Consider the following 22957-nt stretch of genomic DNA (forward strand, 5'->3'; position numbering starts at 1 on the left):
TGGGCGAGCTGTGAGGGTCCTCGCGGTGATCCCGGCCCGCGGCGGGTCCAAGGGGGTGCCCGGCAAGAACACCGCACCCGTCGGCGGGATCCCGCTCGTCGCCCGCGCCGTGCGGGCCTGCCGGGCCGCGCCCACCGTCACCGACGTGGTGGTCTCCACCGACTCCCCGGCCGTCGCGGCGGCCGCCCGCGCCGCGGGAGCCGCGGTGCTCACCCGGCCCGCGGCCCTCTCCGGGGACACCGCGAGCAGCGAGGCGGCCCTGCTGCACGCCCTGGACTCCTTCGAGGAACTGCACTCCCTCACCGTGGACGTGCTCCTGCTGGTCCAGTGCACCAGCCCCTTCCTGACCCCCTCGGACGTCGAGTCGGTGGCCGCGGCCGTGGCCTCGGGCGCCGCCGACACCGCCCTGACCGCAGCCCCCTTCCACGGCTTCCTGTGGCGGACGGGTCCCGACGGCCGCGGAGCCGGGGTCAACCACGAGGCGGCGTACCGGCCCCGCAGGCAGGACCGCCCCGCCGAACTGCTGGAGACCGGCGCCGCCTACGCCATGGACGCGGCCGGCTTCCGCACGGCCCGCCACCGCTTCTTCGGCCGGACCCTGCCGGTGCCGGCCGACCCGGCGCGGGTCCTGGAGGTCGACGACCCGCACGACCTCGCCCGCGCCCGCCTCCTGGCGCCCCTCCTCGACGCCCCCCACGTACCGGACTCCGCCCCCACCGACCGAAGGACACCCCCTGCCATGACCGTCGCCACCCCCAACTCCCGCCAGCGCGGCTTCGGTTCGCGCATCGCGGGCCCCGGCCACCCGGTCTACGTCGTCGGCGAGATCGGCATCAACCACAACGGCGACCTCGGCACCGCCTTCGCCCTCGTCGACGCCGCCGCCGACGCGGGCTGCGACGCCGTCAAGTTCCAGAAGCGCACCCCGGAGATCTGCACCCCGCGCGACCAGTGGGACGTCGAACGCGACACCCCCTGGGGCCGGATGACGTACATCGACTACCGCCACCGCGTGGAGTTCGGCGAGGCCGACTACCTGGCCATCGACGAGCACTGCGCCCGCCGCGGCATCGCCTGGTTCGCCTCCCCCTGGGACACCGAGGCCGTCGCCTTCCTGGAGAAGTTCGACCTGCCCGCCCACAAGGTGGCCTCCGCCTCCCTCACCGATGACGAACTCCTGCGCGCCCTGCGGGCCACCGGCCGCACCGTCGTCCTGTCCACGGGCATGTCCACCCCGAAGCAGATCCGGCACGCCGTCGAGGTGCTCGGCAGCGACAACATCCTCCTCTGCCACGCCACTTCGACGTACCCGGCGAAGGCGGAGGAGCTCAACCTGCGCGTCATCAACACCCTCCAGGAGGAGTACCCGAACGTCCCGATCGGCTACTCCGGCCACGAGACCGGCCTGCAGACCACGCTCGCCGCCGTCGCCCTCGGCGCCACCTTCGTCGAGCGGCACATCACCCTCGACCGCGCCATGTGGGGCTCCGACCAGGCCGCCTCCGTCGAACCCGGCGGCCTCGCCCGCCTCGTGCGCGACATCCGCACCATCGAGACCGCACTCGGCGACGGCGTCAAGAAGGTCTACGGGTCCGAGCTCGGCCCCATGAAGAAGCTCCGCCGCGTCCAGGGCCAGGCCCCGGCAGCGGTCTGACCCGGCCCCACCCCTCCTCCAAGAGCGGAACAGTGGTGAACTCTCCCGCCCCCACGCTGGCCCTCGTCGAGAGCCCGGTCCAGCTGCTCAACGTGCTCGAATGGGCCCACGCCCACGCCCACACCCACGCGCATGCCGAGTCCGAGACCGGGGACACCGCGCCCCTGCTGTCCGCCGTCCCCCGCCAGCCCGGTTCCCTCCCCGGCCGCGCCGGCCGCCCGCAGGACGGCCCGCCGCGGCCGGCCGCCGGGTGGCTGCGCGTCGTCGTCCTGCCGCCCACCGACCCGATGTCCCGCGGACAGCTGCGCCGGGTCGCCGGAATCGCCCGCGACGAGGGCCACGCCGTGCACTGGCAGGAGGCCCGCGGCGGCTCCGGCAGCCCCGTGGGGGCCCTGACCGCGCTCACCCCGGCCGTGCGCCGGGCCGGGCGGATCGTCGTCGGAGACCCCTTCTCGCGGCTCGTTCAGCTGCTGCTGGTCCCGGCCCGCACCGCCGAACTGGTCGTCGTGGACGACGGCACCGCCACCATGGAGTTCATCGCGCAGCTCGGGCGCGGCGAGCGGCTGCGCCGCTGGCACCGCACCGGCGGCGGGCCCCTGTCCCGGGCGCGCGAGCTCGCGTACGCCCCGGTGTCGGGGACGGCGCGGCGCCGGCTGACCCCGCGCGGCGGGCGCGTCACCGAGGTCTTCACCTCGATGCCGGTCACCCCGCTGCCCGGGATGCGGTTGCGCGTCAACGACTTCGCCTGGACCCGCTCCCGCTTCGGCCCGCCCCGCCTGACCAAGGGCACCGACCTCGTCGGCACCTCCCTGGTGGAGACCGGGGTCGTCGACCCGGCCCGCTACCTCGACGCGGTCCGCGCCCTGACCCTGGAGCACGGCGTGACCCGCTACTTCGCGCACCGCCGCGAGTCCCCGGAGAAGCTGCGCGCGCTGAGCGGGGCGACCGGGCTGGAGATCGTGCGCCCGGACCTTCCGCTGGAGCTGATCGCCCGGCGCGGCCCGGTCGGCCGTACGATCGTCAGTTTCCCGTCCACCGTCGTCCACACGTTGCCGTTCGCGCTGACCGGGACCGGCGTGACGGTGGCCGTATGCGATATCGACCCCGCCTGGCTCACCGCCGCCGCCTCGCCGAGGGCCCGCAGCTTCCTCGCGGGCGTCACCGAAACGGCCCGTGATGTGCGCAGACTCCCCGCTCAGGCAGCCCCCGCGGCCGGATGAGCGCGCGAGTTTACCCCCGGCAGCATACGGTCATGCGTCCAGAGGCCGGGTTTCTTTCCCCTAACGGCATGAACTTTTGGTGATCCCCGGCCAGTTGACCCATCCGTGGGCCTACCCTTCAACGGGTGAACCAGTTGATGTCCCGCGAGTCCCAGACCGCCCTGCCCGGCACGCCCGACCGGCCCGAGCTGCCCGGCAAGCTTCCGGACCACCTGCGTGCCGAACTGATCGCCTTCCGACGGGACTTGCACATGCATCCCGAGCTAGGACACCAGGAGTTCCGCACCACGGCGGCGATCAAGGCCCGGCTCGAAAAAGCCGGCCTGCGCCCACGCGTGCTGGAGTCCGGCACGGGGCTGATCTGTGACGTCGGGACCCGGGACGGGGGGCGGCCGATGCTGGCCCTGCGCGCGGACATCGACGCCCTGCCGATTCCGGACGCCAAGACGCACGTCGCGTACCGCTCCACCGTCCCGGACCGCGCCCACGCCTGCGGGCACGACGTGCACACGGCCGTGGTCCTCGGCGCGGGCCTGGTGCTCGCCGAGCTCGACCGCCAGGGGCTGCTGCCCCGCCCGGTGCGACTGCTGTTCCAGCCCGCCGAGGAGGTGCTGCCGGGTGGCGCGAGCGAGGCCATCGAGTCCGGGGTGCTGGACGGCGTGGGGCGGATCATCGCGGTCCACTGCGACCCGCGCGTCGACGCGGGCCGGATCGGGCTGCGGACCGGAGCGATCACCTCTGCCTGCGACCGGCTGGAGGTCAGCCTCTCCGGCCCGGGCGGTCACACGGCCCGCCCGCACCTGACCACCGACCTGGTGACGGCGGCGGCCCGCCTCGCCGTCGACGTCCCCGCCCTGCTGACCCGGCGCATGGACGCCCGCTCGGGCATGTCGGTCACCTGGGGCCGGATCGAGGCGGGTCACGCCTGCAACGTCATCCCGATGCAGGCGGAGCTGTCCGGCACCGTCCGCTGCCTCGACCTGAACGCCTGGTACGAGGCCCCCGACATGATCCACGCGGCGATCGACGAGGTCGCCACGATGCACGGGGCGAAGTTCGAGATCAACCACGTGCGCGGGGTCCCCCCGGTGGTCAACGATCCGGTCGTCACCGAACTGCTCCGGGAGGCGATGGCGGCCCGCTGCGGCGCCGGGTCGATCGAGGACACCGAGCAGAGCCTCGGCGGCGAGGACTTCTCCTGGTACCTGGAGCACGTCCCCGGCGCCATGGCCCGCCTCGGCGTCCGCAGGCCCGGCGACACCGCCAAGCGCGACCTGCACCGCGGCGACTTCGACGTCGACGAGAGCGCGATCGCCGTCGGCGTGGAGTTCTTCACCGCCGCCGCGCTGCTCGACGGCTGCCGCGCGGGTGTGGTCGGTTAGCGCACGAGCGGCAAAGCAGGGGCAAAGTCTCTACCCCAATCCGTTCTTTGCCGGCGGAGCTGTCCAGCCCTTGGTACGCAAGGGCTGGGCACCTGTCGCGTTACCAACCGGTCACTGTCCGGTTCGCGACGATCCGATAACGACTCATGAACGGGCCTTTAACTGACATCTACGCGCGTTACGATCGCCGCTAAACCAGCGCCGGTCGTGGCGCTTCGGTCAGGTTTTGAAGGAGCCTCCCCTTGCGCCGGATCACCAGGATCGCCACCGTGGGCATCGCGTCCGCGGCGCTGGCCCTCTCGGCCACCGCCTGTGGCGGAAAGAAGTCCTCGGACGCCTCGTCCTCGTCGTCGTCCTCCTCGTCCTCGGAGACGAAGAGCGCCGGCGCCGCCATTGCCTACGACGTCGGTGGCCGCGGCGACCAGTCGTTCAACGACGCCGCCTACGCGGGCCTGGAGAAGGCCGCGAAGGACCTCAAGGTCAAGACCGCCGAGGCGGAGCCCACCGAGGGCGAGAGCGAGGCCGACAAGGTCCAGCGCCTCACCGAGCTGGCGCGCAAGGGCAACAACCCGGTCATCGGCGTCGGTTTCTCCTACGCCCCGGCCATCAAGAAGGTCGCCGCGAAGTTCCCGAACACCACGTTCGGCATCATCGACGACACCTCGGTGACCGAGAAGAACATCGCCAACCTGGTCTTCAACGAGGAGCAGGGCTCCTACCTGGCCGGCGTCGCCGCCGCCAAGGCGTCGAAGTCCAACACCGTCGGCTTCATCGGCGGCGTCGAGGTTCCGCTGATCAAGAAGTTCCAGGCGGGCTTCGAGCAGGGCGTCAAGGACACCAACCCGAACGCCAAGGTGCTGTCGGCCTACCTGACCCAGCCGCCGGACTTCTCGGGCTTCGCCAAGCCCGACCTCGGCAAGGCCACCGCCAAGGGCCAGCTCGACGGCGGCGCCGACGTGATCTACGCCGCCGCCGGTCTCGCGGGCTCGGGCGCCATCGAGGCCGCCTCCAGCGCCGGCAAGTGGGCCATCGGCGTCGACTCCGACCAGTACAACCAGGCCGGTCTGTCGAAGTACAAGGACCACATCCTGACCTCGGTCACCAAGGACGTCTCCGACGCGGTCTACAACCTGATCAAGTCGGTCAAGGACGGCAAGCCGGAGTCCGGCGAGGTCCGTTACGGCCTGGACAAGAACGGTGTCGGCCTGGCCGACTCCAACCCGAAGTACAAGGAAATGACGGACGTCACCGCCGCGGTGGAGAAGGCCAAGGCCGACATCATCGCGAAGAAGATCACCGTCAAGACCACGCCGTAAGGCCCTTGTCTGACGCGTAGTCGTGGTCCCCGGGGTCCGGAAGCGGTCAACCCGCTCCCGGACCCCGAACCGCGTCTTCGCCCCCAGTCCGTGCGAACTTGTGGCCAGTTGGCCGCAAGTTTTCACTTTCGACAGTGCTACGCGCGTAGAGGCATCGTGGACGCGATACCTTCTCTCCCCCGCCCTGTCCCCCCTGCCAACTTGGCTTTCCAGCTCCTTCCGCGCCAAGGAGAGTGCGTCATCAACGCGTCCAGCCCCCCTCTCGCCGTAGAACTGCACGGCATCACCAAGCGTTTCCCCGGCGTCGTCGCCAACAAGGACATCGCCATCTCCGTCCGCAAGGGCACGGTCCACGCCCTCATCGGCGAGAACGGTGCCGGCAAGTCGACCCTGATGAAGATCCTCTACGGCATGCAGAAGCCGGACGAGGGCACCATCGCCATCGACGGGGAGCAGGTCTCCTTCAACAACCCGGGCGAGGCCATCGCCCGCGGCATCGGCATGGTTCACCAGCACTTCATGCTGGCCGACAACCTCACCGTCCTGGAGAACGTCGTCCTCGGCGGCGAGAAGCTCTACGGCATCGGCGCCAAGGCCCGCAAGAAGATCATGGAGATCTCGGACGCGTACGGCCTCGGCGCGCGCCCCGACGCCCTGATCGAGGACCTCGGTGTCGCCGACCGCCAGCGCGTGGAGATCCTCAAGGTCCTCTACCGCGGCGCGAAGACCCTCATCCTCGACGAGCCCACCGCCGTGCTCGTGCCGCAGGAAGTGGACGCGCTCTTCGACAACCTGCGCGAGCTCAAGGCCGAGGGCCTGACCGTCATCTTCATCTCGCACAAGCTGGGCGAGGTGCTGAAGGTCGCCGACGACATCACCGTCATCCGCCGCGGCACCACGGTCGGCACCGCCGACCCGAAGACGGCCACGACCAAGCAGCTCGCCGAGCTGATGGTCGGCACCGAGCTGCCCTCGCCGGAGACCCGCGAGTCCACGGTGACCACGACCCCGATGCTCAAGGTCGAGAGCCTGACCGTCGCCGACTCCGGCACGGTCACCACCCCCGAGACCTCCGCGCCGGCCCTGGGCGACTCCGACACCGACCTGCGAGAGGCCCCGGTCGCCGGCCGCCTCCTGCTCGACGGGATCGGCTTCACCATCCACAAGGGCGAGATCCTCGGCATCGCCGGCGTCGAGGGCAACGGCCAGACGGAGCTGATCGAGGCCCTCATGGGCATGATCAGCCCCGACGCGGGCGTCATCACCCTCGACGGCGCCGACATCACCAAGATGCCGGTCCGCAAGCGCCGCGAGGGCGGCATCGGTTACATCCCCGAGGACCGCCACCGGCACGGCCTGCTCCTGGAGTCCCCCCTCTGGGAGAACCGCATCCTCGGCCACGTCACCGAGAGGCCCAACTCCAAGGGCGGCATCCTCGACCCGAAGGCCGCCCGCAAGGACACCGAGCGGATCGTCCGCGAGTACGACGTCCGCACCCCCGGTATCGACGTCACCGCGGCCTCGCTCTCCGGCGGCAACCAGCAGAAGCTGATCGTCGGCCGCGAGATGAGCCACAACCCGAAGTTCCTCATCGCCGCCCACCCCACCCGTGGTGTGGACGTCGGCGCGCAGGCGCAGATCTGGGACGCCATCCGCGAGGCCCGTCGCGAGGGCCTGGCCGTGCTCCTGATCTCGGCGGACCTGGACGAGCTGATCGGCCTGTCCGACACGCTGCGCGTCATCTACCGCGGTCGCCTGGTCGCGGACGCGGACCCTGCGACGATCACCCCCGAGGAGCTCGGCACCGCCATGACCGGCGCCGCCAGCGGCCACCTCGAAGCCCAAGACGACCACTCCGCCGGGGTCGACGGCGACACCACGGAGGACGAGGCCCGATGAAGAAATTCGACAAGGACCGGCTGCTCCTCGCAGCCGCCGGACCGGTGCTCGCGCTGGTCAGCGCCCTGGTGCTGACCATGATCGTGCTGGCCGCTTCGGGCGTGGACCCGATCGACCCGCTGCGGATCATGATCGAGCAGGCGAGCTACGAGGACATCCAGGTCCTGATCATCAATCAGGCCGGCATCTACTTCCTGGCAGCCCTGGCCGTCGCCATCGGCTTCCGGATGAACCTCTTCAACATCGGCGTCGACGGCCAGTACCGCCTCGCGGCGATGGTCTCCGCCGTGGTCGGCGCCTCGGTCTCGCTGCCGGGTCCGCTGCACGTCCTGCTGATCGTGCTCGTCGCCATGGCGACCGGCGCCTTCTGGTCCGGCATCGCGGGCATCCTCAAGGCCCGGCGCGGCGTGAGCGAGGTCGTCTCCACGATCATGCTCAACGCCATCGCGACCTCGCTGATCGCCTGGCTGATCCTGCCGAAGAACCTCGGCGTGCAGCCGCCCGGCTCGAACGACCTGACCACCGGTGACATCCCGGAGTCCGGCTGGTTCCCGGCCCTGTCCCTGTCCGGCGGCGACATCTACGGCTTCACCTTCATCGCCTTCGCGCTCGGCGTCGTCTACTGGTTCGTGCTCAACCGGACCCGCTTCGGCTTCGACCTGCGCGCCTCCGGCGCCAGCGAGTCCGCCGCGCAGGCCTCCGGCGTCGAGCCCAAGAAGATGATCATGACCGCGATGCTCATCTCGGGCGCGGTCGCCGGTCTGACCGGCATGCCGCTGCTGCTGGGCGAGTCGCACACGTACAACCTGTCCTTCCCGCTGGGTGTCGGCTTCACCGGCATCACCGTCGCTCTGCTCGGCCGCAACAACCCGATCGGCATCTTCTTCTCGGCCTTCCTGATCGCCTTCATCGACAAGGCGTCCGCCGGTCTCGACACCGAGGGCTACGCCAAGGAGATCGGCACGATCATGCAGGGCCTGATCGTGATCGCGGTCGTCGTCAGCTACGAGCTCGTCCGCCGCTACGGCATCCGCCGCCAGCAGCAGAAGGTCGGCGAAGAGCTGGCCGCCGGCCACGCCCTCAAGACCGACAACAAGGAGGTCGCGGCGTGAGCACCAGCACCGTTTCCGCGACGAGCGCCGCGCCCAAGAAGGGCGGCGGCCGCCGCAAGCTCACCCTGCCCTGGATCCTGCTGATGATCGCGGGAGGCCTCGCACTGGTCTCGGTCGTCCGCCTGATCTCCGGAGCCAACGACCTGACCTCCGTCGGCCAGGTCTCCGGCGCCCTCCAGCTCGCGGTGCCGATCGCCCTCGCGGGCCTCGGCGGCCTGTGGGCCGAGCGCGCGGGCGTGGTCAACATCGGCCTCGAAGGCATGATGATCCTCGGCACCTGGTTCGGCGCCTGGGCCGGCTACCAGTGGGGTCCGTGGACCGGTGTCCTCGTGGGCATCATCGGCGGCGCGATCGGCGGCCTGCTGCACGCCGTCATCACCGTCACCTTCAACGTGAACCACATCGTCTCCGGTGTGGCGATCAACATCCTGGCCGTCGGCTTCACCCAGTACCTGTCGAACTTCACCTTCGACAAGACCCCGGGCGGCTCCTCCAAGCAGTCCCCGCGCATCGATTCGATCACCGAGATCACGATCCCGGGACTCTCGGACTGGATGGCGACCCTCCAGGGCAAGCACTGGTTCCTGATCTCGGACTTCGCCGGCGTCATCGGCGGTCTGGTCACCGACCTCTCGCTGCTGACCGTCGTCGCGGTGCTCCTGGTCCCCGCCACCTGGTGGGTGCTGTGGCGCACGGCCTTCGGCCTGCGACTGCGCTCCTGCGGTGAGAACCCGATCGCCGCGGAGTCCCTCGGCGTCAACGTCTACAAGTACAAGTACATCGCGGTGATCGTCTCCGGCGGGATGGCCGGCCTCGGCGGTGCCTTCCTCGCGATCGTCTCCACCGGCATCTACCAGGAGGGCCAGACCGGCGGCCGCGGCTACATCGGTCTCGCCGCGATGATCTTCGGTAACTGGATGCCGGGCGGCATGGCCCTCGGCTCGGGTCTCTTCGGCTTCACCTACAGCCTCCGCCTGCGCGGCGGCGCCGAGAACGTCCACGCGATGCTGCTGCTCCTGGCGATCCTGCTGGTGCTCGTCGTCGCCTGGCAGCTGTACAAGAAGAAGCACGTCCAGGCCGGCATCGCGGCGGTCTGCGCCGCCGGGCTCTTCATCTGGTACGCGCTCACCGACCAGGTGCCGAGCCAGTTCGTCGACGCCGCCCCGTACCTGACCACGCTGCTCGTGCTCGCCCTGTCGGCGCAGCGCCTGCGCATGCCCAAGGCGGACGGCATGCCGTACCGCAAGGGCCAGGGCAAGTGACCGCGGAGCACGCGGTGGACTGGGAAGCCCTGCGGGCCGCCGCCCGGGTCGCGATGACCCGGGCGTACGCCCCCTACTCCGGCTTCCCGGTCGGGGTGGCCGCGCTGGCCGACGACGGCCGGGTCGTCACCGGCTGCAACGTCGAGAACGCGAGCTACGGACTCGGCCTGTGCGCCGAGTGCGGCCTGGTCTCCTCCCTCCAGGCCACCGGCGGCGGCCGTCTCACCCACTTCACGTGCGTGGACGGCAAGGGCCAGAGCCTCGTCCCCTGCGGGCGCTGCCGCCAGCTGCTCTACGAGTTCGGCGGCCCGGACCTGCTGGTGGACACGCCCGACGGGATCCTCCCGCTGAGCGCGATGCTGCCGCAGGCCTTCGGGCCCGACCACCTGAGATAGCCGTGCCGACGGCCCTCCGCCCCTGCCGGGCGGAGGGCCGTCCCGCTTCCCCCGGGCCGGTCGGGCCCCGCTCGAACCCCCCCTCGAATTCCCTGAACTCCCTCCCTCATCTCTATGCGCGTAGAAGGAAGTCACCTCATGGACGTCATCTCCGTCATCCGGACCAAGCGGGACCGTGGTGAGCTGAGCCCCGAGCAGATCGACTGGGTCATCGACGCCTACACCCGCGGGGTCGTCGCCGACGAGCAGATGTCCGCTCTGGCCATGGCCATCCTGCTCAACGGCATGAACCGGGCCGAGATCGCCCGCTGGACCGCCGCGATGATCGCCTCCGGCGAGCGGATGAACTTCGACTCCCTTTCCCGCCCCACCGCCGACAAGCACTCCACCGGCGGCGTCGGCGACAAGATCACCCTCCCGCTGGCCCCGCTCGTCGCCGCCTGCGGCGCGGCCGTTCCGCAGCTCTCCGGCCGCGGCCTGGGCCACACCGGCGGCACCCTGGACAAGCTGGAGTCCATCCCGGGCTGGCGCGCGCTGCTCTCCAACGAGGAGATGCTGAACGTGCTCGACACCACCGGCGCCGTCATCTGCGCGGCGGGCGACGGCCTGGCCCCGGCCGACAAGAAGCTGTACGCCCTGCGCGACGTCACCGGCACCGTCGAGGCCATCCCGCTCATCGCCTCCTCGATCATGTCGAAGAAGATCGCCGAGGGTACGGGCTCGCTCGTCCTGGACGTCAAGGTCGGCACCGGCGCGTTCATGAAGAACATCGAGGACGCCCGCGAGCTGGCCTCCACCATGGTGGCCCTCGGCACCGACAGCGGCGTCAAGACGATCGCCCTGCTCACCGACATGTCCACCCCGCTCGGCCTGACCGCGGGCAACGCCCTGGAGATCCGCGAGTCCGTCGAGGTCCTGGCCGGCGGCGGCCCCTCCGACGTGGTCGAGCTGACGCTGGCCCTGGCCCGCGAGATGCTGGACGCCGCGGGCATCAAGGACGCGGACCCGGCGAAGGCCCTGGCCGACGGCTCCGCGATGGACGTGTGGCGCCGGATGATCTCCGCCCAGGGCGGCGACCCGGACGCCGCCCTGCCGGTGGCTCGCGAGCAGCACGTGGTCACCGCCTCCGCCTCGGGCGTCCTGACCCGCCTCGACGCGTACGCGGTCGGCGTCGGCGCCTGGCGCCTGGGCGCGGGCCGCGCCCGCAAGGAGGACCCGGTCCAGGCCGGCGCGGGCATCGAGCTGCACGCGAAGCCGGGCGACACGGTCACCGCGGGCCAGCCGCTGATGACCCTGCACACGGACACCCCGGAGAAGTTCGAGTACGCCCTGGCCTCCCTGGAGGGCTCCTACGACGTGGCCCCGGCGGGCACGGCCTTCTCGGCCACCCCGATCGTCCTGGACCGCATCGCCTGACGCACGGCCCACCCGTACGGCTGAACGGGACCGGTGGACGCCCACCGGTCCCGTTCGTCATGCTGGGATCGGTGACGAACCGATTGAGGAGCACACCATGAGCGCACTCACCGTCCAGCACGAGCCATCCGGTGGCGAGGGCTGGGACGCGCTTGTCCGCCTCTGGGAGGAGTCGGACTGGCCGGAGGGCTGCAAGGTGGAGATCATCGAGGGGATCGTCACCGTGGCACCACCGCCCGCCAACCAGCACAACTACATCGCAGGGAAGCTGCACCGGTCACTACTGGCTGCCGTTCCCGACGACTGGGATGTCTACCAAACCCTCAACGTCGCAGTGCCGTCGCGCAGTGGGCTCTACGTTCCGGATCTGGCTGTGGTACCCGCCGAGGTGGTCAACGCGGAGGGGAACTTCGTTCCGGCCGCGGCAGCCGAGCTCGTCGTCGAGATCACGTCCAGGTCGAACGCCGTCAACGACCGTGTGTGCAAGCTCAACGGCTACGCCGCCGCAGGCGTCCCCCTGTACCTCCTCATCGACCCGCACGCGACGGGCGGGCCCGCCATCTACCTCTACGGTGAGCCCAGCGACAGCAAGTACCGCGTCCTGCACGCGGGCAAGTTCGGTGAGGCCGTCCTGCTGCCCAAGCCGTTCGAGCTCACTCTCGACACCTTCAGCTTCCCCCGCCCCTGACCCTCAGAGCCGCGGCAGCGCCTCCCCGCCCCGGGGGCGCGCCGCTGGCCATTGTGCTGGCCACCGATGAGTTCCGGGAGCGCCGCCGGTCAACCCATCATGAAGATCGGACGACTCGTACTGCCCGGACCCGGCTCCACCGAGCGGGACGCGGCGCGGCTCTGCGCGCGCCTCGCCCTGCTCTACGACGGCGGGGCCGCCGCGGTGGTGTGTGACGCCGGGGCCGTCACCGCGCCCGGGCTCGGGGCCGTCGAGGTGCTCGCGCGGCTGCGGCTCGCCGCGCGGGGGCGCGGGGCCTTCACCGTGACCGGCGCGACCCCCGCCCTACGGGCCCTACTCGACCTCGTAGGCCTCGTCGAGCTGCTCGGGGAGCCCGAAGAGCGGGAACCACCGGGCGGTGTCGAGGAAGGCGTTGAGGCCGACGATCTTCCCGTCTGAGATCTCCAGCACCTGGAGCGCCCACGGCACGTGCCCGGTCCCCGAGGCGGCGGGCCGGTACTGGCCGAAGGCCGGCAGGCCGTTCGCCGTGGTGGGGACCAGACGGGAGCCCTTGCAGCCGATGCCCTGGTTCAGGTGCCACGCCGCGATGTCGGCGTGGCCCCGCAGCCACAGGTCGAACGGCGGCATCGACAGCACCGCGTCCTCGTGCAGCAGGGCCGTCAGCCGGGTGATGTCGTAGGCCTCGAAGGCGGACAGGTACCGCCCCAGCAGCTCCGCCTGGGCGGCGTCGAGGGGGTCGGCCGCCTCGCTCTCGCGGATCCGGTGTCCGGAAAGGGTGGCCCGGGCCCGCTGGAGGGCGCTGTTCACCGACGCGACCGTGGTCTCCAGGAGCCGCGCGACCTCCTCCGCCTTCCAGGCCAGCACCTCCCGCAGGATCAGCACGGCCCGCTGCTTGGCCGGCAGGTGCTGGAGGGCGGCGACGAAGGCCAGCCGGACGGACTCCTTGGCCAGCGCCAGCTCCGCCGGGTCGGAGGTCTGCGGCAGCACCCGCCCGTCGGGCACGGGCTCCAGCCAGGTCACCTCGGGCCGCTCGTTGAGCACGGCGGAGGCCTGGTGCTGCGGGGCGGTGAGGTCCATGGGACGGGCCCGCTTGTTGCCCGCGTTCAGCAGGTCCAGGCAGACGTTGGTGGCGATCCGGTACAGCCAGGACCGCAGCGAGGAGCGGCCCTCGAACTTCTCGTACGCCCGCCAGGCACGGATGTACGTGTCCTGCACCGCGTCCTCGGCGTCGAAGGCCGAACCGAGCATCCGGTAGCAGTACCCGGTCAGTTCGACGCGGTACCGGTCCATCGCGGCGTCGAGGTCCGGCGGTGTCGTCGCGAGGTCACTCATGGTGTCGCCCCCAGGTAGGTCCGTCTTCGACAGAAACTACCCGAGGGGTCCGACAACGGCAGCCGGGAGTGCGGGGAGTGTCAGGTTCCGGGCTTGCGCCCGTACACGAAGACGTCCTCGCCGTTGCCCAGCATGTTCCAGTACGCCTTCGCGTCGGCCGTCGTCATGTTCACGCAGCCGCCCGAACCCGGCGGGTTCCACATGCTCTTGGTCACCGAGTGGAAGGCGATCCCGCCGTCGAAGAACTGCGCGTACGGCATCGAGACGTTGTAGAGCGTCGACCAGTGGTCGATGGACCGGTAGTAGATCTTCTTCAGGCCGGTCCGCGTCGGCGTCTCCGCCTTTCCGGTGCGCACCGCCACCGGCCCGTACTTCAGCGTCGCGCCGTCCTGGATCCAGCTGAGCTGGCGGGTCAGGTCCACGCAGGCGATCCGGCCCAGGTTGGTCGGGCAGGTCCCGGCCGCGTTCGGGTTCTTGCCCGCGGCGCGCTGCGCGAGCATCGTGTTCATCGTCTGCCAGGTCAGCGGGCCCGCGTACCCCATCGTGGGGGTGATGCCGTGGGTGGCCTGGAAGGACTGGATGGCCGCGCAGTCGGCCGCCGACTGCACTCCGTCCACCGGCCGCCCCAGGAACTGCTCCACCTGACGCTGGTAGGGCCCGGTGGTCACGTTGCACGAGGCGGTGGCGGCGGCCTGGGCCGTCCCTCCCCCCGTCAGCACCACCGGTACCGCGAGGGCCAGCGCCCCGCCGAACACCACCGCGGCACGCCGCTTCGCGCGCACCCGTATCCCCGCCATCGGGTCCTCCCCTGCGCCCGCCCCGGGCGTTCGGGGCCCCATGCCCCGGAAACACGGCGAGTCGCACCGCGAGCGTAGGGTCTGGGGCCGCTTTCGTCAGGAGGTCCGGCAAAGAGAAATATGCAGATCGGACGGCCGTTCGCCCGGCCGTCCGATCTTCTGTCCCGGTGGTTCCCCGTCGGTCCCGTCCGTCAGCGGGCCGCCGCGGCCGGAGCCGCGAGCCGCCGTCCGCGCGCCCGCTCCACCCGGGCCGCGTGGGACCCGTAGAGGGTGATCGACGCGACGCCCACCACCGCCAGCAGGGCGATGCCGACCGTGGCCGCCCAGCCCGAGGCGTGGTAGGCCAGCGCGCCCAGGGTGCCGCCCGCGCTGGAGCCCAGGTAGTACGCGGACTGGTACAGCGCGGAGGCCTGCGCCCGGCCCGACGTCGCCGTACGGCTCACCGCCGCCGAGGCCACGGCGTGGCCCGCGAAGAAGCCCGCCGTGATCAGCACCAGCCCCGCCAGGATCGCGGCGAGGGAGTCTGCCAGCGACAGCAGCAGACCCAGCGCGGTCGTGGTCACCGCCAGGTACAGCGCCCCGCGCCGCCCGGTACGGGCCACCAGCTGACCGGCCGCGGCCGAGGAGGCCGTACCCACCAGGTAGACGAGGAACACCGAGCCGACCACGCCCTGCGGCAGCGAGAACGGCTCGTCCACCAGCCGGAAGCCGATGACCGTGTACACCGCCCCGAAGACGGTCATGAACAGCGCGCCGATCCCGTAGAGCCGCAGCAGCAGCGGATCGCGCAGGTGCCCGGCGACGGTACGTCCCACCGCGCGCGGGTTCAGCGAGGCCGGCCGGAAGAACCGGGCCCGGGGCAGCAGCACCAGGAAGGCCGCCGCGCAGGCCAGCGCCATCAGCCCGACGGCCAGCAGCCCGGCCCGCCAGCCCCACAGCTGCGCGGCCCAGCCGGTCACGATGCGGCCGCTCATGCCGCCGATGGAGTTGCCCGCCACGAACAGGCCGATCGCCCCGACCAGGGCCTTCGGCTTGACCTCCTCCGCGAGGTACGCCATCGCCGAGGCCGGGATCCCGGCGATCGCCGCGCCCTGCACCGCGCGCAGCGCCACCAGCCACTCAAGGTTCGGGGCGAAGGGGACGAGGAGGCCGACGCCGACGGCGATCACCATCGACCAGGTCATCATCCGGGTCCGCCCGAACCGCTCCGACAGCGCGCTGAGCGGCAGGACGAACAGGGCGAGCGCGCCGGTGGCCGCCGATACCGTCCAGCTGGCCTGACCGGCCGTCACGCCGAAGCCGGCGGAGACCGCGGGCAGCAGCGCCTGGGTGGAGTAGAGGAGGGCGAAGGTCGCCAGTCCGGCGGCGAAGAGCGCGAGGCTCATCCGGCGGTAGCCGGGGCGGCCGGGGGAGTGGGCTTCGGGCTGCGGGAACGACGCGGTGGAGGCACCCGAGGTGACGGGTGCCCCGGTATGAGCGGGAGGCATACGTCGAAGGTAGGCCTCTGTTTTTCATGCGTCCAATGCACGAATTCGCGATAATCGATCCACTCGCGCATCACCACAGCTCAGGGGCGTACATGTCAACGAACCGTTACGAAGAAGACATGGCCGTGACACGCCTGCTGGCCCCGCGCCTCGCGTACTTCACCGCCGTCGCCCGGCACGAACACGTCACCCGTGCCGCGCACGAGCTGGGCGTCCCGCAGTCCACCCTGTCGAGGGCCATGGTCCGCCTCGAACAGGACCTGGGCGTCACGCTGTTCGCCCGCAAGGGCCGCACCGTCGCCCTCACCACGGCCGGCCGCACCTTCCTCGCCTCCGCCGAACGGGCCCTGGACGGCATCGCCCGCGCGGCCGACTCCGTCCAGGAGGACGCCGACCCGTCTTTCGGGAAGGTCGCCTTCGGCTTCCTGCACACCCTGGGCCCCGAGACCGTGCCCGGCCTGATCCGCGCCTTCCGGGCCGACCACCCGCGCGTACGGTTCTCCCTCGTCCAGAACTACGGCGAGGCCATGCTGGAGAAGCTCCGGGCCGGGGAACTCGACCTGTGCCTGACCTCGCCCCTGCCCGACGCCCCCGACCTGGTGGCCCGCAGGCTCGACGAACAGCGGCTGCGCCTGGTGGTCCCGGACGACCACCGCCTCGCGGTGCGCAAGCGGATCCGGCTCGCCGAGGCCGCCGAGGAAACCTTCGTCACGCTGGAGGCGGGCTACGGCCTGCGGCGCATCACCGACGACCTGTGCGCGGAGGCGGGCTTCACCCCGAAGGTCGCCTTCGAGGGCGAGGAGGCCGAGACCCTGCGGGGCCTGGTCGCGGCGGGCCTGGGGGTGGCCCTGCTGCCGCCGCCCGCCGTGCCCCGGCCGGGGGTGGTGGAGCTGACGGTGACGGCGCCGCGCGCGGTGCGCCAGATCGGCGTCGCCTGGCTGGACGGCCACCCCGACACCCCGCCGGTGGCGGAGTTCAAGCGCTTCCTGCTGTCCCGCAGGGGGCGCCTGATCCCGGAACTGGAGCCGCTCGCCTAGCCGGGCGGTCACGTTTCAGTACGGCAGCCCGATCAGCCCCCAGCCGCGCTCCCCGGCCCCCGTGACCACGTCACCCCACTCGCGCAGGAGCGCGCCGGCGACGTCGAAGGTGGCGAACCAGGCCGGCCGGCGGCCGGCCGCGGCGGCGAAGGGCTCCCGGAGCTCCTCCAGCCGTGGCGCGGCCGTCTCCCAGGCGCGGGCCAGCGCCGCGACCTCGTCCGGGGAACCGAGCGCGAGCACCTCGGGGCGCCACGGTGCGGGGTCGGCCGGGAAGCCGGGGGCGGGCCGGGGGCCGTCGTCCGGGTCCGCCCCCGCCCCCGCCCACCGGTCCGGGCCGTGCCAGACCAGGCCGCCCAGGAAACGGTCGAGGGACTCCCGCAGCGCGGGCGCGGTCGACGGGCGCAGGTCCTCCCAGGCCTCGGCGAGCCGGAAGTGCCAGGCGTAGGTACCGGTGGTCCCGAAGAACCGGTACTCGGCGCACCACGGCGTCCGCCGCTGCCACACCCAGCCGCCCGGCACGGCGCGGTCGGCCTCCTCGCACGGATCGCAGCAGTAGTCCGGGCACACGGCGTCGATCAGGGCGTCCAGGCGCGCGGCGGCCGGTATCCGGGCCAGGTGTTCCCAGTCGGCCATGACCACGGTGATGTCCAGTCCCATCGCCGCAGACTAACAACGCGTCAGCGGACCGGTCCGCCGGTTCCGGGGTCCTGGTCCGGGCGGTGGTCCGGGTGGTGGTTCGCGGCAGCGGACAGCAGGTACCCGGCCTGGAAGCGGGACTTGGCGCCCACCGCCCGCATGATCTCCGCGATGTGCCGCTGGCACGTCCGCTCCGACATCCCCAGCCGGCGCGCGATCACCTTGTCCTCCAGCCCCTCCGACAGCAGCCGCACGATCGTCTGCCGCAGCTCGTCCGAGATCGACCGGGCCGCCTCCGGACTCACCGTCGTGGCGAACGGCTGCGCCCCCAGCCAGGACCGCTCGAAGGCGGCCGTCATGAAGTGGACGACGCTCGGCTCCCGGACCACCAGCGCCGCCCCCGTCCGGTCCGGCACCGCCATCAGCCCCGTCCGCGCGTCGAAGATCAGCATCCGCATCAGCCCGTCGCCCAGCGTCCGCACCTGCGCGCCCAGCGCCGTCACCCGTTCGACGTACGCCGCCGTCGGCCGTGAGTAGCGCGCCGTGTGCTGGTAGATCGTCCGCATCCGGACCCCGCGGGCCAGCAGCGACTCGTCCCGTCCGACCGCCTCCTCCAGGGTTTCCTGCGGCCGCCCGCCGCCCGGCTGGGAGGTCAACAGCTCCCGCTCGCACCCCGCCGCCAGCTCCGTGATCAGCCCGCGCACCGCCCCCAGGTCCGTCACCAGCTCCAGCCGGCCCGCCCCGCTCAGGTCCCGGTGCGCGGCCCCCGCCTCGTACGCGGGCACCAGCGCCTCCAGCCGTCCGCGCAGCCGGTCCATCTCGTCGTGGGTCTCCCGTACGAGCAGCGCCAGCGGGGCCAGCGCACGGGCCGCCGCCGCCCGGGGCGCCACCGCGGTCCACCGCTCCGGGCCCGTCCCCGGGGCCCGCTGGAGCAGGTGCCCGGCGGCCAGCTCCGTGATCGCGGCGCCCGCGCGGACGCCGAGGGCCGAGGTGGCCTCGGCGGCGGTGAAGGCCGGCCGCTCCACCGCGTAGGCGTAGAGGCGTCGCGCGGCGGGGCTCAGATCGCCCCCGCCCCCCGCCCGGTCGACTTCCTCGGCATCCACTGGCATATGCCTATTCGTCCCTGTGTGTGTCCCTTTATAAACCCCTCGTGTTCCCGCAAGGCGGCAACTCGACGCCTGAAAGGGCGACTCAGGCATATGCCGGACCGGCACAGTGGGGGCACGGCGTGACGGGGGGAGCGCGGTATGCGGCAGCAGGGGACGACCACCGGACCACGGCACCGACCCGTGGCGGTCCTGCTCGGCCCGCGTCCAGCCGAGGTGGCCGCCGCCCGCCGTGCGGGCGCGCGCACCGTGGTGGTCGCGCCGGATCCATCGGTGCCATCCGACCGTGAGGGGGCGGAGCGGCGGGTACGGACGGACTGGCGCGACCACCCCCGCCTGGTCGGGGCCGTCGCCCGGCTGGCGGAGGTCGGCCGCGGCAGGGCCCGCGTCTTCGGCTTCGGCCCCGCCACGGCCCTGGCCGCCGCCCGCGCCAACGAGGCCCTCGGCCTGCCCGGCACCCCGGCCTCCGCCGTCACGGCCCTCATGGACAAGGCCTCCCTGCGCGCCCGCGCCAACACCCTCCACCCCGCCCGGCCCGTCTCCTTCGCGCGCTGCGGCCGGGCCGCCCTGATCCCCTTCCTCACCACCCTCATCGGCTACCCCTGCGTCATCAAGCCCCGGGCGGGCACCCAAGGCGAAGGCGTGCTCGTCGTCCACGACGAGGCCGGGGCGCGGGCCGCAGCCCCGTACTACCCCGAGGTCACCGACCTGCTGGTGGAGGAGTTCCTGGAAGGCCCCGAACTCGCCGTCCAGACCCTCTCCCGGCAGGGCCGCCACCGCGTCCTCGGCTGGACCAGGACCCTGCCCGCCCCCACCCCCGACCCGGGCCCGCCCGCCCACGCCCCCACCGCCGCCGGCCACGACGCGCCCGTCGCCCTCGACCCCGCCACCGCCGAAGCCGTACGGGCCCTCGTACGCGGCGTGCTCGACCTCGCCGGCCACCGCGACGGCCCCTCCCACACCGAGGTCGTCCTCACCGCCCGCGGCCCCCGGCTGATCGAGACGCACCCCCACCCCGGCGCCGAGGAGGTCACCCAGCTGCTGCGCCTCGCGCACGGCACCGACGTGCTCGCCCACGCCCTCACCGCCGGCCTCGGCCTGCCCACGCCCGTCCGCAAACCGCCCGCCACCGCCCACGCGGGCCTGCGCTACGTCGACTTCCCGCCCGGCAGCGGCCCCGCCGGGGCCGCCGACGCCCTCGCCGCCGCCCGCGCCCTGCCCGGAGTGGTCCGCGTCCAGCTCCAGGTCCCGCCGGACGCCACCGTCCGCCGGGCCCCCACCGGCGCCCTCCGCCACGCGTACGTCCTCGCCACCGGCCCGACCCGCCCCGCCCTCACCCGCAGCCTGGACCGGGCCACCACCCTCCTCCACACCCCCGCCCCGGCCCAGCACTAGACCCGGCCCGCACACCGAATCCACGCGGGATTCACCTCCCCCGGTCACCCTGGGGACATGGCGATGACCCGACGCGATCTGCTGGCGGCCGCCGCGGCCGCCCCGCACGTCCCCTCCGCCGTCACCGGCACGGGCACGGGCACCGGCACCGGGGGAGCCCCCACGACCAGGACCCTGCGCGGCACCATCCCCGCGGGCGCCCCGGACTTCGTCGAAGTCCCCCTGGACGTCCCCGCCGGCGTAAGCGAGTTGCACGTCTCCTACACCTACGAGAAGCCCCCGGTGCCGTCCGGCACCCCCGGCAACGCCCTCGACATCGGCATCTTCGACCCGCGCGGCACCGCCCTCGGCGGCCACGGCTTCCGCGGCTGGTCCGGCGGCGCCCGCGCGGAGTTCTTCCTGCGCACCGACGGGGCCACCCCCGGCTACCTGCCCGGCCCCATCGACGCCGGCCGCTGGCACCTGCTCCTCGGCCCGTACACGGTGGCCCCGCAAGGACTCCCGTACGAGATCACCGCGACGTTCTCCTACGGACCCGCCGCCCCCGCTGCCCCGCTCCGCTACCCGCCGCAGCGTGCCCGGGGCCGCGGCCGCGCCTGGTACCGCGGCGACTGCCACATCCACTCCGTGCACTCCGACGGGCGCCGCACCCCGGCCGAGATAGCCGCCCTCGCCCGCACCGCCGGCCTGGACTTCATCAACTCCTCCGACCACAACACCCACTCCGCGCACACCGCCTGGGCCGACGTCGTCCCCCCGGAGCTCCTGGTCCTCACCGGTGAGGAGGTCACCACCCGCACCGGCCACGTCCTCGCCGTCGGCACCGACCCCGGCACCTTCGTCGACTGGCGCTACCGGGCCCGCGACGACCGCTTCGGCCGGTTCGCCCGTACGATCCGGGGCGCGGGCGGCCTCGTCGTGCCCGCGCACCCGCACGCCACCTGCATCGGCTGCGCCTGGAAGTTCGGCTTCGGCGAGGCCGACGCGGTGGAGGTCTGGAACGGGCCCTGGACCCCGGACGACGAGGTCGCGCTGGCCTCCTGGGACGCCACCCTGCGCGGCGCCCGGGGCGAGCGCTGGCTCCCGGCCGTCGCGGGCAGCGACCACCACCGCGACCCGGACCGGGTCGGCACCCCGCAGACCGTCGTCCTGGCCGACGACCTCACCCGCGAGGCGGTCCTCGCGGGCCTGCGCTCCGGCCGGTCCTACGCCGCGGAGTCCGACCGCATCACCGTCTCCTTCGACGCCGTGACCGGCCGCGGCGCCCACGCCGGCATCGGCGGGCGCCTGTCCACCCCCGACCCGGACACGGACGTGTTCGTACGGCTCTCGGTGACCGGCTCCGCCGCCGAGGGCTGCGAGCTGCGGCTGGTGACCGACCAGGGCGTGGTCCTCACCGTCCCGCCCGCCGCCGGCGCGGTGCCCGTCCCGGTGGAGTGGCACACCACGCCGGCGCGCTCGGCTTACGTACGGGCGGAGGTCCGCCACCCGGCGGGCACCCCGCCGCTGCCGGGCGCCCCGGCGGCGCTCACCAATCCGGTCTTCCTCGACGGCTGATCAGGCGGCCGGCTTCCCGAAGTTCCCGTACCCGGTCCAGTCCAGGACGACGCAGGGTTCGTCGCCCAGCACCCAGGCGTCGTGTCCGGGCGCGATCTGCAGGAAGTCGCCGGTGCCGTACTCGCCGCTCTCCCCGTCGTCCATGACGACCTGGATGCGTCCGCTCACCACGTACCCGGTGTGCGCGGCCTCGCAGCTGTCGGTGCCCGCCAGCGGCTTCACGTGCTCGGACCACTTCCAGCCCGGCTCGAACACGGCCCGCCCGACGGGCCCGTCGGTGGTCTGGAGGAGGTCCATCCTGCCCTTGCCGCCCCCGAACGGCCGCGTCTCGTCGGCGCTGTCGAAGCTCCTGCGCACCAGTCCGGCCATGGGTGATCGCCTCCCGCAAGGCACCCCGAGCCACCCCGAGTCCACTCCTCACTCTACGCTCGCGCGGCCCGTCCGACAGCGGATCACCGGCCCCGCAGGGACCGCCCGAATCCCGCGGCCAGCGGCATCCGCAGCCCCAGCGGCGGCGGCGCGGCCAGGGCATCGGTCACCGGCCGCGAATACCGCCCGGAGAACATGGACCCGAGGACGAAGTCCACGCAGAGCGCCACCACTTCCGCCTGGTGGTCCCGCAGCCCGTGGCCGTCGGAGTGCACCTCGAACCGGCAGGTAGAACGATTCGCCTTCTTGGCCCGCGCCGCCAGCCGGAAGGAGGCCTCCGGGTCGCTGCGCGCGTCGTTCGTGCCGTGCACGATCAGCACGTGACGGCCGGCGAGCTGTTTCACCGGTTCAGGGGAGGCCTCGCGCGCCCCCTCCGTCAGGCAAGGGGCGAGCGCCAGCACCGAGTTGACGGCATCGTGCCCCGCCTCCCGCAGCGCCGCCCCGCCGCCCGCGGAGTAGCCGGCCAGGCACACGGGCACGTCCCCGTAGAGCCGTACCGCCTCGTCCACCGCCCACCGTGCGGCCTCCTCCCGGGAGCCCGCGCCGTGCGCCACGGTGTGCGCGACCAGCCCGTCCCCTCCACCCGTCCGGGCCAGTGCCCGCGCGAGCGGACGCACCGGACCGGGGGAGAATCTGGACGCTCCGGGTAGCAGGAGCACCACACCACTGACCGTCGAACCCGAGCCGTTCGCGCCGGCCGCCCGCCCCAGACGGGCCCCGCGCGCCGGCGGCGCATGCTGTGCCATGGCGGAACAGTCTCAGACCGACAGGTGTACGCCACCCGTCCGTACGGTCTCTGTTACATATCGACCCCCTGCGCCGACCGGTGCTCTACGC

The 22957-nt window shown here is 72.6% G+C and carries 21 protein-coding genes and 1 pseudogene; 15 read left to right on the plus strand and 7 right to left on the minus strand.

The window, feature by feature from the left end:
• Positions 1-55: 55 nt before the first annotated feature.
• The 12 genes and pseudogenes from ACEPPI_RS21300 to ACEPPI_RS21355 all read left to right on the plus strand — a co-directional run.
• Positions 56-358 (plus strand): annotated as a pseudogene (locus tag ACEPPI_RS21300) (cytidylyltransferase domain-containing protein); the annotation flags it as partial.
• 381 nt (positions 359-739) lie between these two features.
• Complete coding sequence (locus ACEPPI_RS21305; protein WP_373916875.1) at positions 740-1654, plus strand: N-acetylneuraminate synthase family protein; 915 nt, start codon at positions 740-742, stop codon at positions 1652-1654.
• Between the two features lie 32 nt (positions 1655-1686).
• Entirely contained in the window at positions 1687-2874 is a 1188-nt protein-coding gene (locus tag ACEPPI_RS21310) for a hypothetical protein (protein WP_373916839.1), read from the plus strand.
• Between the two features lie 137 nt (positions 2875-3011).
• The gene (locus ACEPPI_RS21315; RefSeq protein WP_373916876.1) at positions 3012-4256 is read left to right on the plus strand and encodes an amidohydrolase; all 1245 of its coding nucleotides are present in this window, start codon (positions 3012-3014) and stop codon (positions 4254-4256) included.
• Positions 4257-4498: 242 nt separating this feature from the next.
• Complete coding sequence (locus tag ACEPPI_RS21320; protein WP_373916840.1) at positions 4499-5572, plus strand: BMP family protein; 1074 nt, start codon at positions 4499-4501, stop codon at positions 5570-5572.
• A gap of 165 nt (positions 5573-5737) precedes the next feature.
• A complete protein-coding gene (locus ACEPPI_RS21325) occupies positions 5738-7471 on the plus strand; it encodes an ABC transporter ATP-binding protein (protein WP_373916877.1) in 1734 nt (577 codons plus the stop codon).
• Entirely contained in the window at positions 7468-8583 is a 1116-nt protein-coding gene (locus tag ACEPPI_RS21330; RefSeq protein WP_373916841.1) for an ABC transporter permease, read from the plus strand. Before ACEPPI_RS21325 ends, ACEPPI_RS21330 begins: the two co-directional genes overlap by 4 nt.
• Complete coding sequence (locus tag ACEPPI_RS21335) at positions 8580-9845, plus strand: ABC transporter permease (RefSeq protein ID WP_373916842.1); 1266 nt, start codon at positions 8580-8582, stop codon at positions 9843-9845. The genes ACEPPI_RS21330 and ACEPPI_RS21335 overlap by 4 nt, the downstream gene beginning before the upstream one ends.
• Positions 9842-10240, plus strand: a complete 399-nt coding sequence (locus ACEPPI_RS21340; RefSeq protein ID WP_371677015.1) for a cytidine deaminase — start codon at positions 9842-9844, stop codon at positions 10238-10240. Before ACEPPI_RS21335 ends, ACEPPI_RS21340 begins: the two co-directional genes overlap by 4 nt.
• Before the next feature lie 138 nt (positions 10241-10378).
• Complete coding sequence (locus ACEPPI_RS21345) at positions 10379-11656, plus strand: thymidine phosphorylase (RefSeq protein ID WP_030231066.1); 1278 nt, start codon at positions 10379-10381, stop codon at positions 11654-11656.
• A gap of 97 nt (positions 11657-11753) precedes the next feature.
• Positions 11754-12344 (plus strand): Uma2 family endonuclease, encoded by a 591-nt coding sequence (locus ACEPPI_RS21350; protein ID WP_356219665.1) that lies wholly within the window; start codon positions 11754-11756, stop codon positions 12342-12344.
• 99 nt (positions 12345-12443) lie between these two features.
• A complete protein-coding gene (locus ACEPPI_RS21355; RefSeq protein ID WP_373916843.1) occupies positions 12444-12782 on the plus strand; it encodes an STAS domain-containing protein in 339 nt (112 codons plus the stop codon).
• Here the strand turns inward: ACEPPI_RS21355 and ACEPPI_RS21360 are convergent.
• The 3 genes from ACEPPI_RS21360 to ACEPPI_RS21370 all read right to left on the minus strand — a co-directional run bounded on the left by ACEPPI_RS21360 (position 12678) and on the right by ACEPPI_RS21370 (position 15960).
• Positions 12678-13676, minus strand: a complete 999-nt coding sequence (locus ACEPPI_RS21360) for a sigma-70 family RNA polymerase sigma factor (protein WP_373916844.1) — start codon at positions 13674-13676, stop codon at positions 12678-12680. The genes ACEPPI_RS21355 and ACEPPI_RS21360 overlap by 105 nt on opposite strands.
• Positions 13677-13756: 80 nt before the next feature.
• Positions 13757-14473, minus strand: a complete 717-nt coding sequence (locus tag ACEPPI_RS21365) for a L,D-transpeptidase family protein (RefSeq protein WP_373916845.1) — start codon at positions 14471-14473, stop codon at positions 13757-13759.
• Between the two features lie 191 nt (positions 14474-14664).
• A complete protein-coding gene (locus ACEPPI_RS21370) occupies positions 14665-15960 on the minus strand; it encodes an MFS transporter (protein WP_373916846.1) in 1296 nt (431 codons plus the stop codon).
• Positions 15961-16052: 92 nt separating this feature from the next.
• Here ACEPPI_RS21370 and ACEPPI_RS21375 point away from each other — a divergent pair, with 92 nt between their 5' ends.
• Positions 16053-16997, plus strand: a complete 945-nt coding sequence (locus ACEPPI_RS21375; RefSeq protein ID WP_373916847.1) for a LysR family transcriptional regulator — start codon at positions 16053-16055, stop codon at positions 16995-16997.
• Between the two features lie 15 nt (positions 16998-17012).
• On the opposite strand, the gene ACEPPI_RS21380 is transcribed toward ACEPPI_RS21375, so the two are convergent.
• Both ACEPPI_RS21380 and ACEPPI_RS21385 read right to left on the minus strand, forming a co-directional pair.
• Positions 17013-17654 carry a hypothetical protein gene (locus ACEPPI_RS21380; protein WP_373916848.1) on the minus strand — a complete coding sequence of 214 codons (642 nt, stop codon included), beginning with the start codon at positions 17652-17654 and terminating at the stop codon, positions 17013-17015.
• 20 nt (positions 17655-17674) lie between these two features.
• Positions 17675-18736, minus strand: a complete 1062-nt coding sequence (locus ACEPPI_RS21385; RefSeq protein WP_373916849.1) for a LuxR C-terminal-related transcriptional regulator — start codon at positions 18734-18736, stop codon at positions 17675-17677.
• Positions 18737-18880: 144 nt separating this feature from the next.
• Here ACEPPI_RS21385 and ACEPPI_RS21390 point away from each other — a divergent pair, with 144 nt between their 5' ends.
• Together ACEPPI_RS21390 and ACEPPI_RS21395 are read left to right on the plus strand one after the other, a co-directional pair.
• Positions 18881-20134, plus strand: a complete 1254-nt coding sequence (locus tag ACEPPI_RS21390) for an ATP-grasp domain-containing protein (protein ID WP_373916850.1) — start codon at positions 18881-18883, stop codon at positions 20132-20134.
• Positions 20135-20191: 57 nt separating this feature from the next.
• A complete protein-coding gene (locus tag ACEPPI_RS21395; RefSeq protein WP_373916851.1) occupies positions 20192-21691 on the plus strand; it encodes a CehA/McbA family metallohydrolase in 1500 nt (499 codons plus the stop codon).
• Here ACEPPI_RS21395 and ACEPPI_RS21400 read toward each other — a convergent pair whose 3' ends face one another.
• Both ACEPPI_RS21400 and ACEPPI_RS21405 read right to left on the minus strand, forming a co-directional pair.
• A complete protein-coding gene (locus tag ACEPPI_RS21400) occupies positions 21692-22060 on the minus strand; it encodes a cupin domain-containing protein (RefSeq protein WP_373916852.1) in 369 nt (122 codons plus the stop codon).
• Positions 22061-22143: 83 nt separating this feature from the next.
• Positions 22144-22866, minus strand: a complete 723-nt coding sequence (locus ACEPPI_RS21405) for an alpha/beta hydrolase (RefSeq protein ID WP_373916853.1) — start codon at positions 22864-22866, stop codon at positions 22144-22146.
• Positions 22867-22957 lie beyond the last annotated feature (91 nt).

Origin of the sequence: Streptomyces sp. AB3(2024) (genome assembly GCF_041862025.1) — a bacterium.
Taxonomy (GTDB): domain Bacteria; phylum Actinomycetota; class Actinomycetes; order Streptomycetales; family Streptomycetaceae; genus Streptomyces.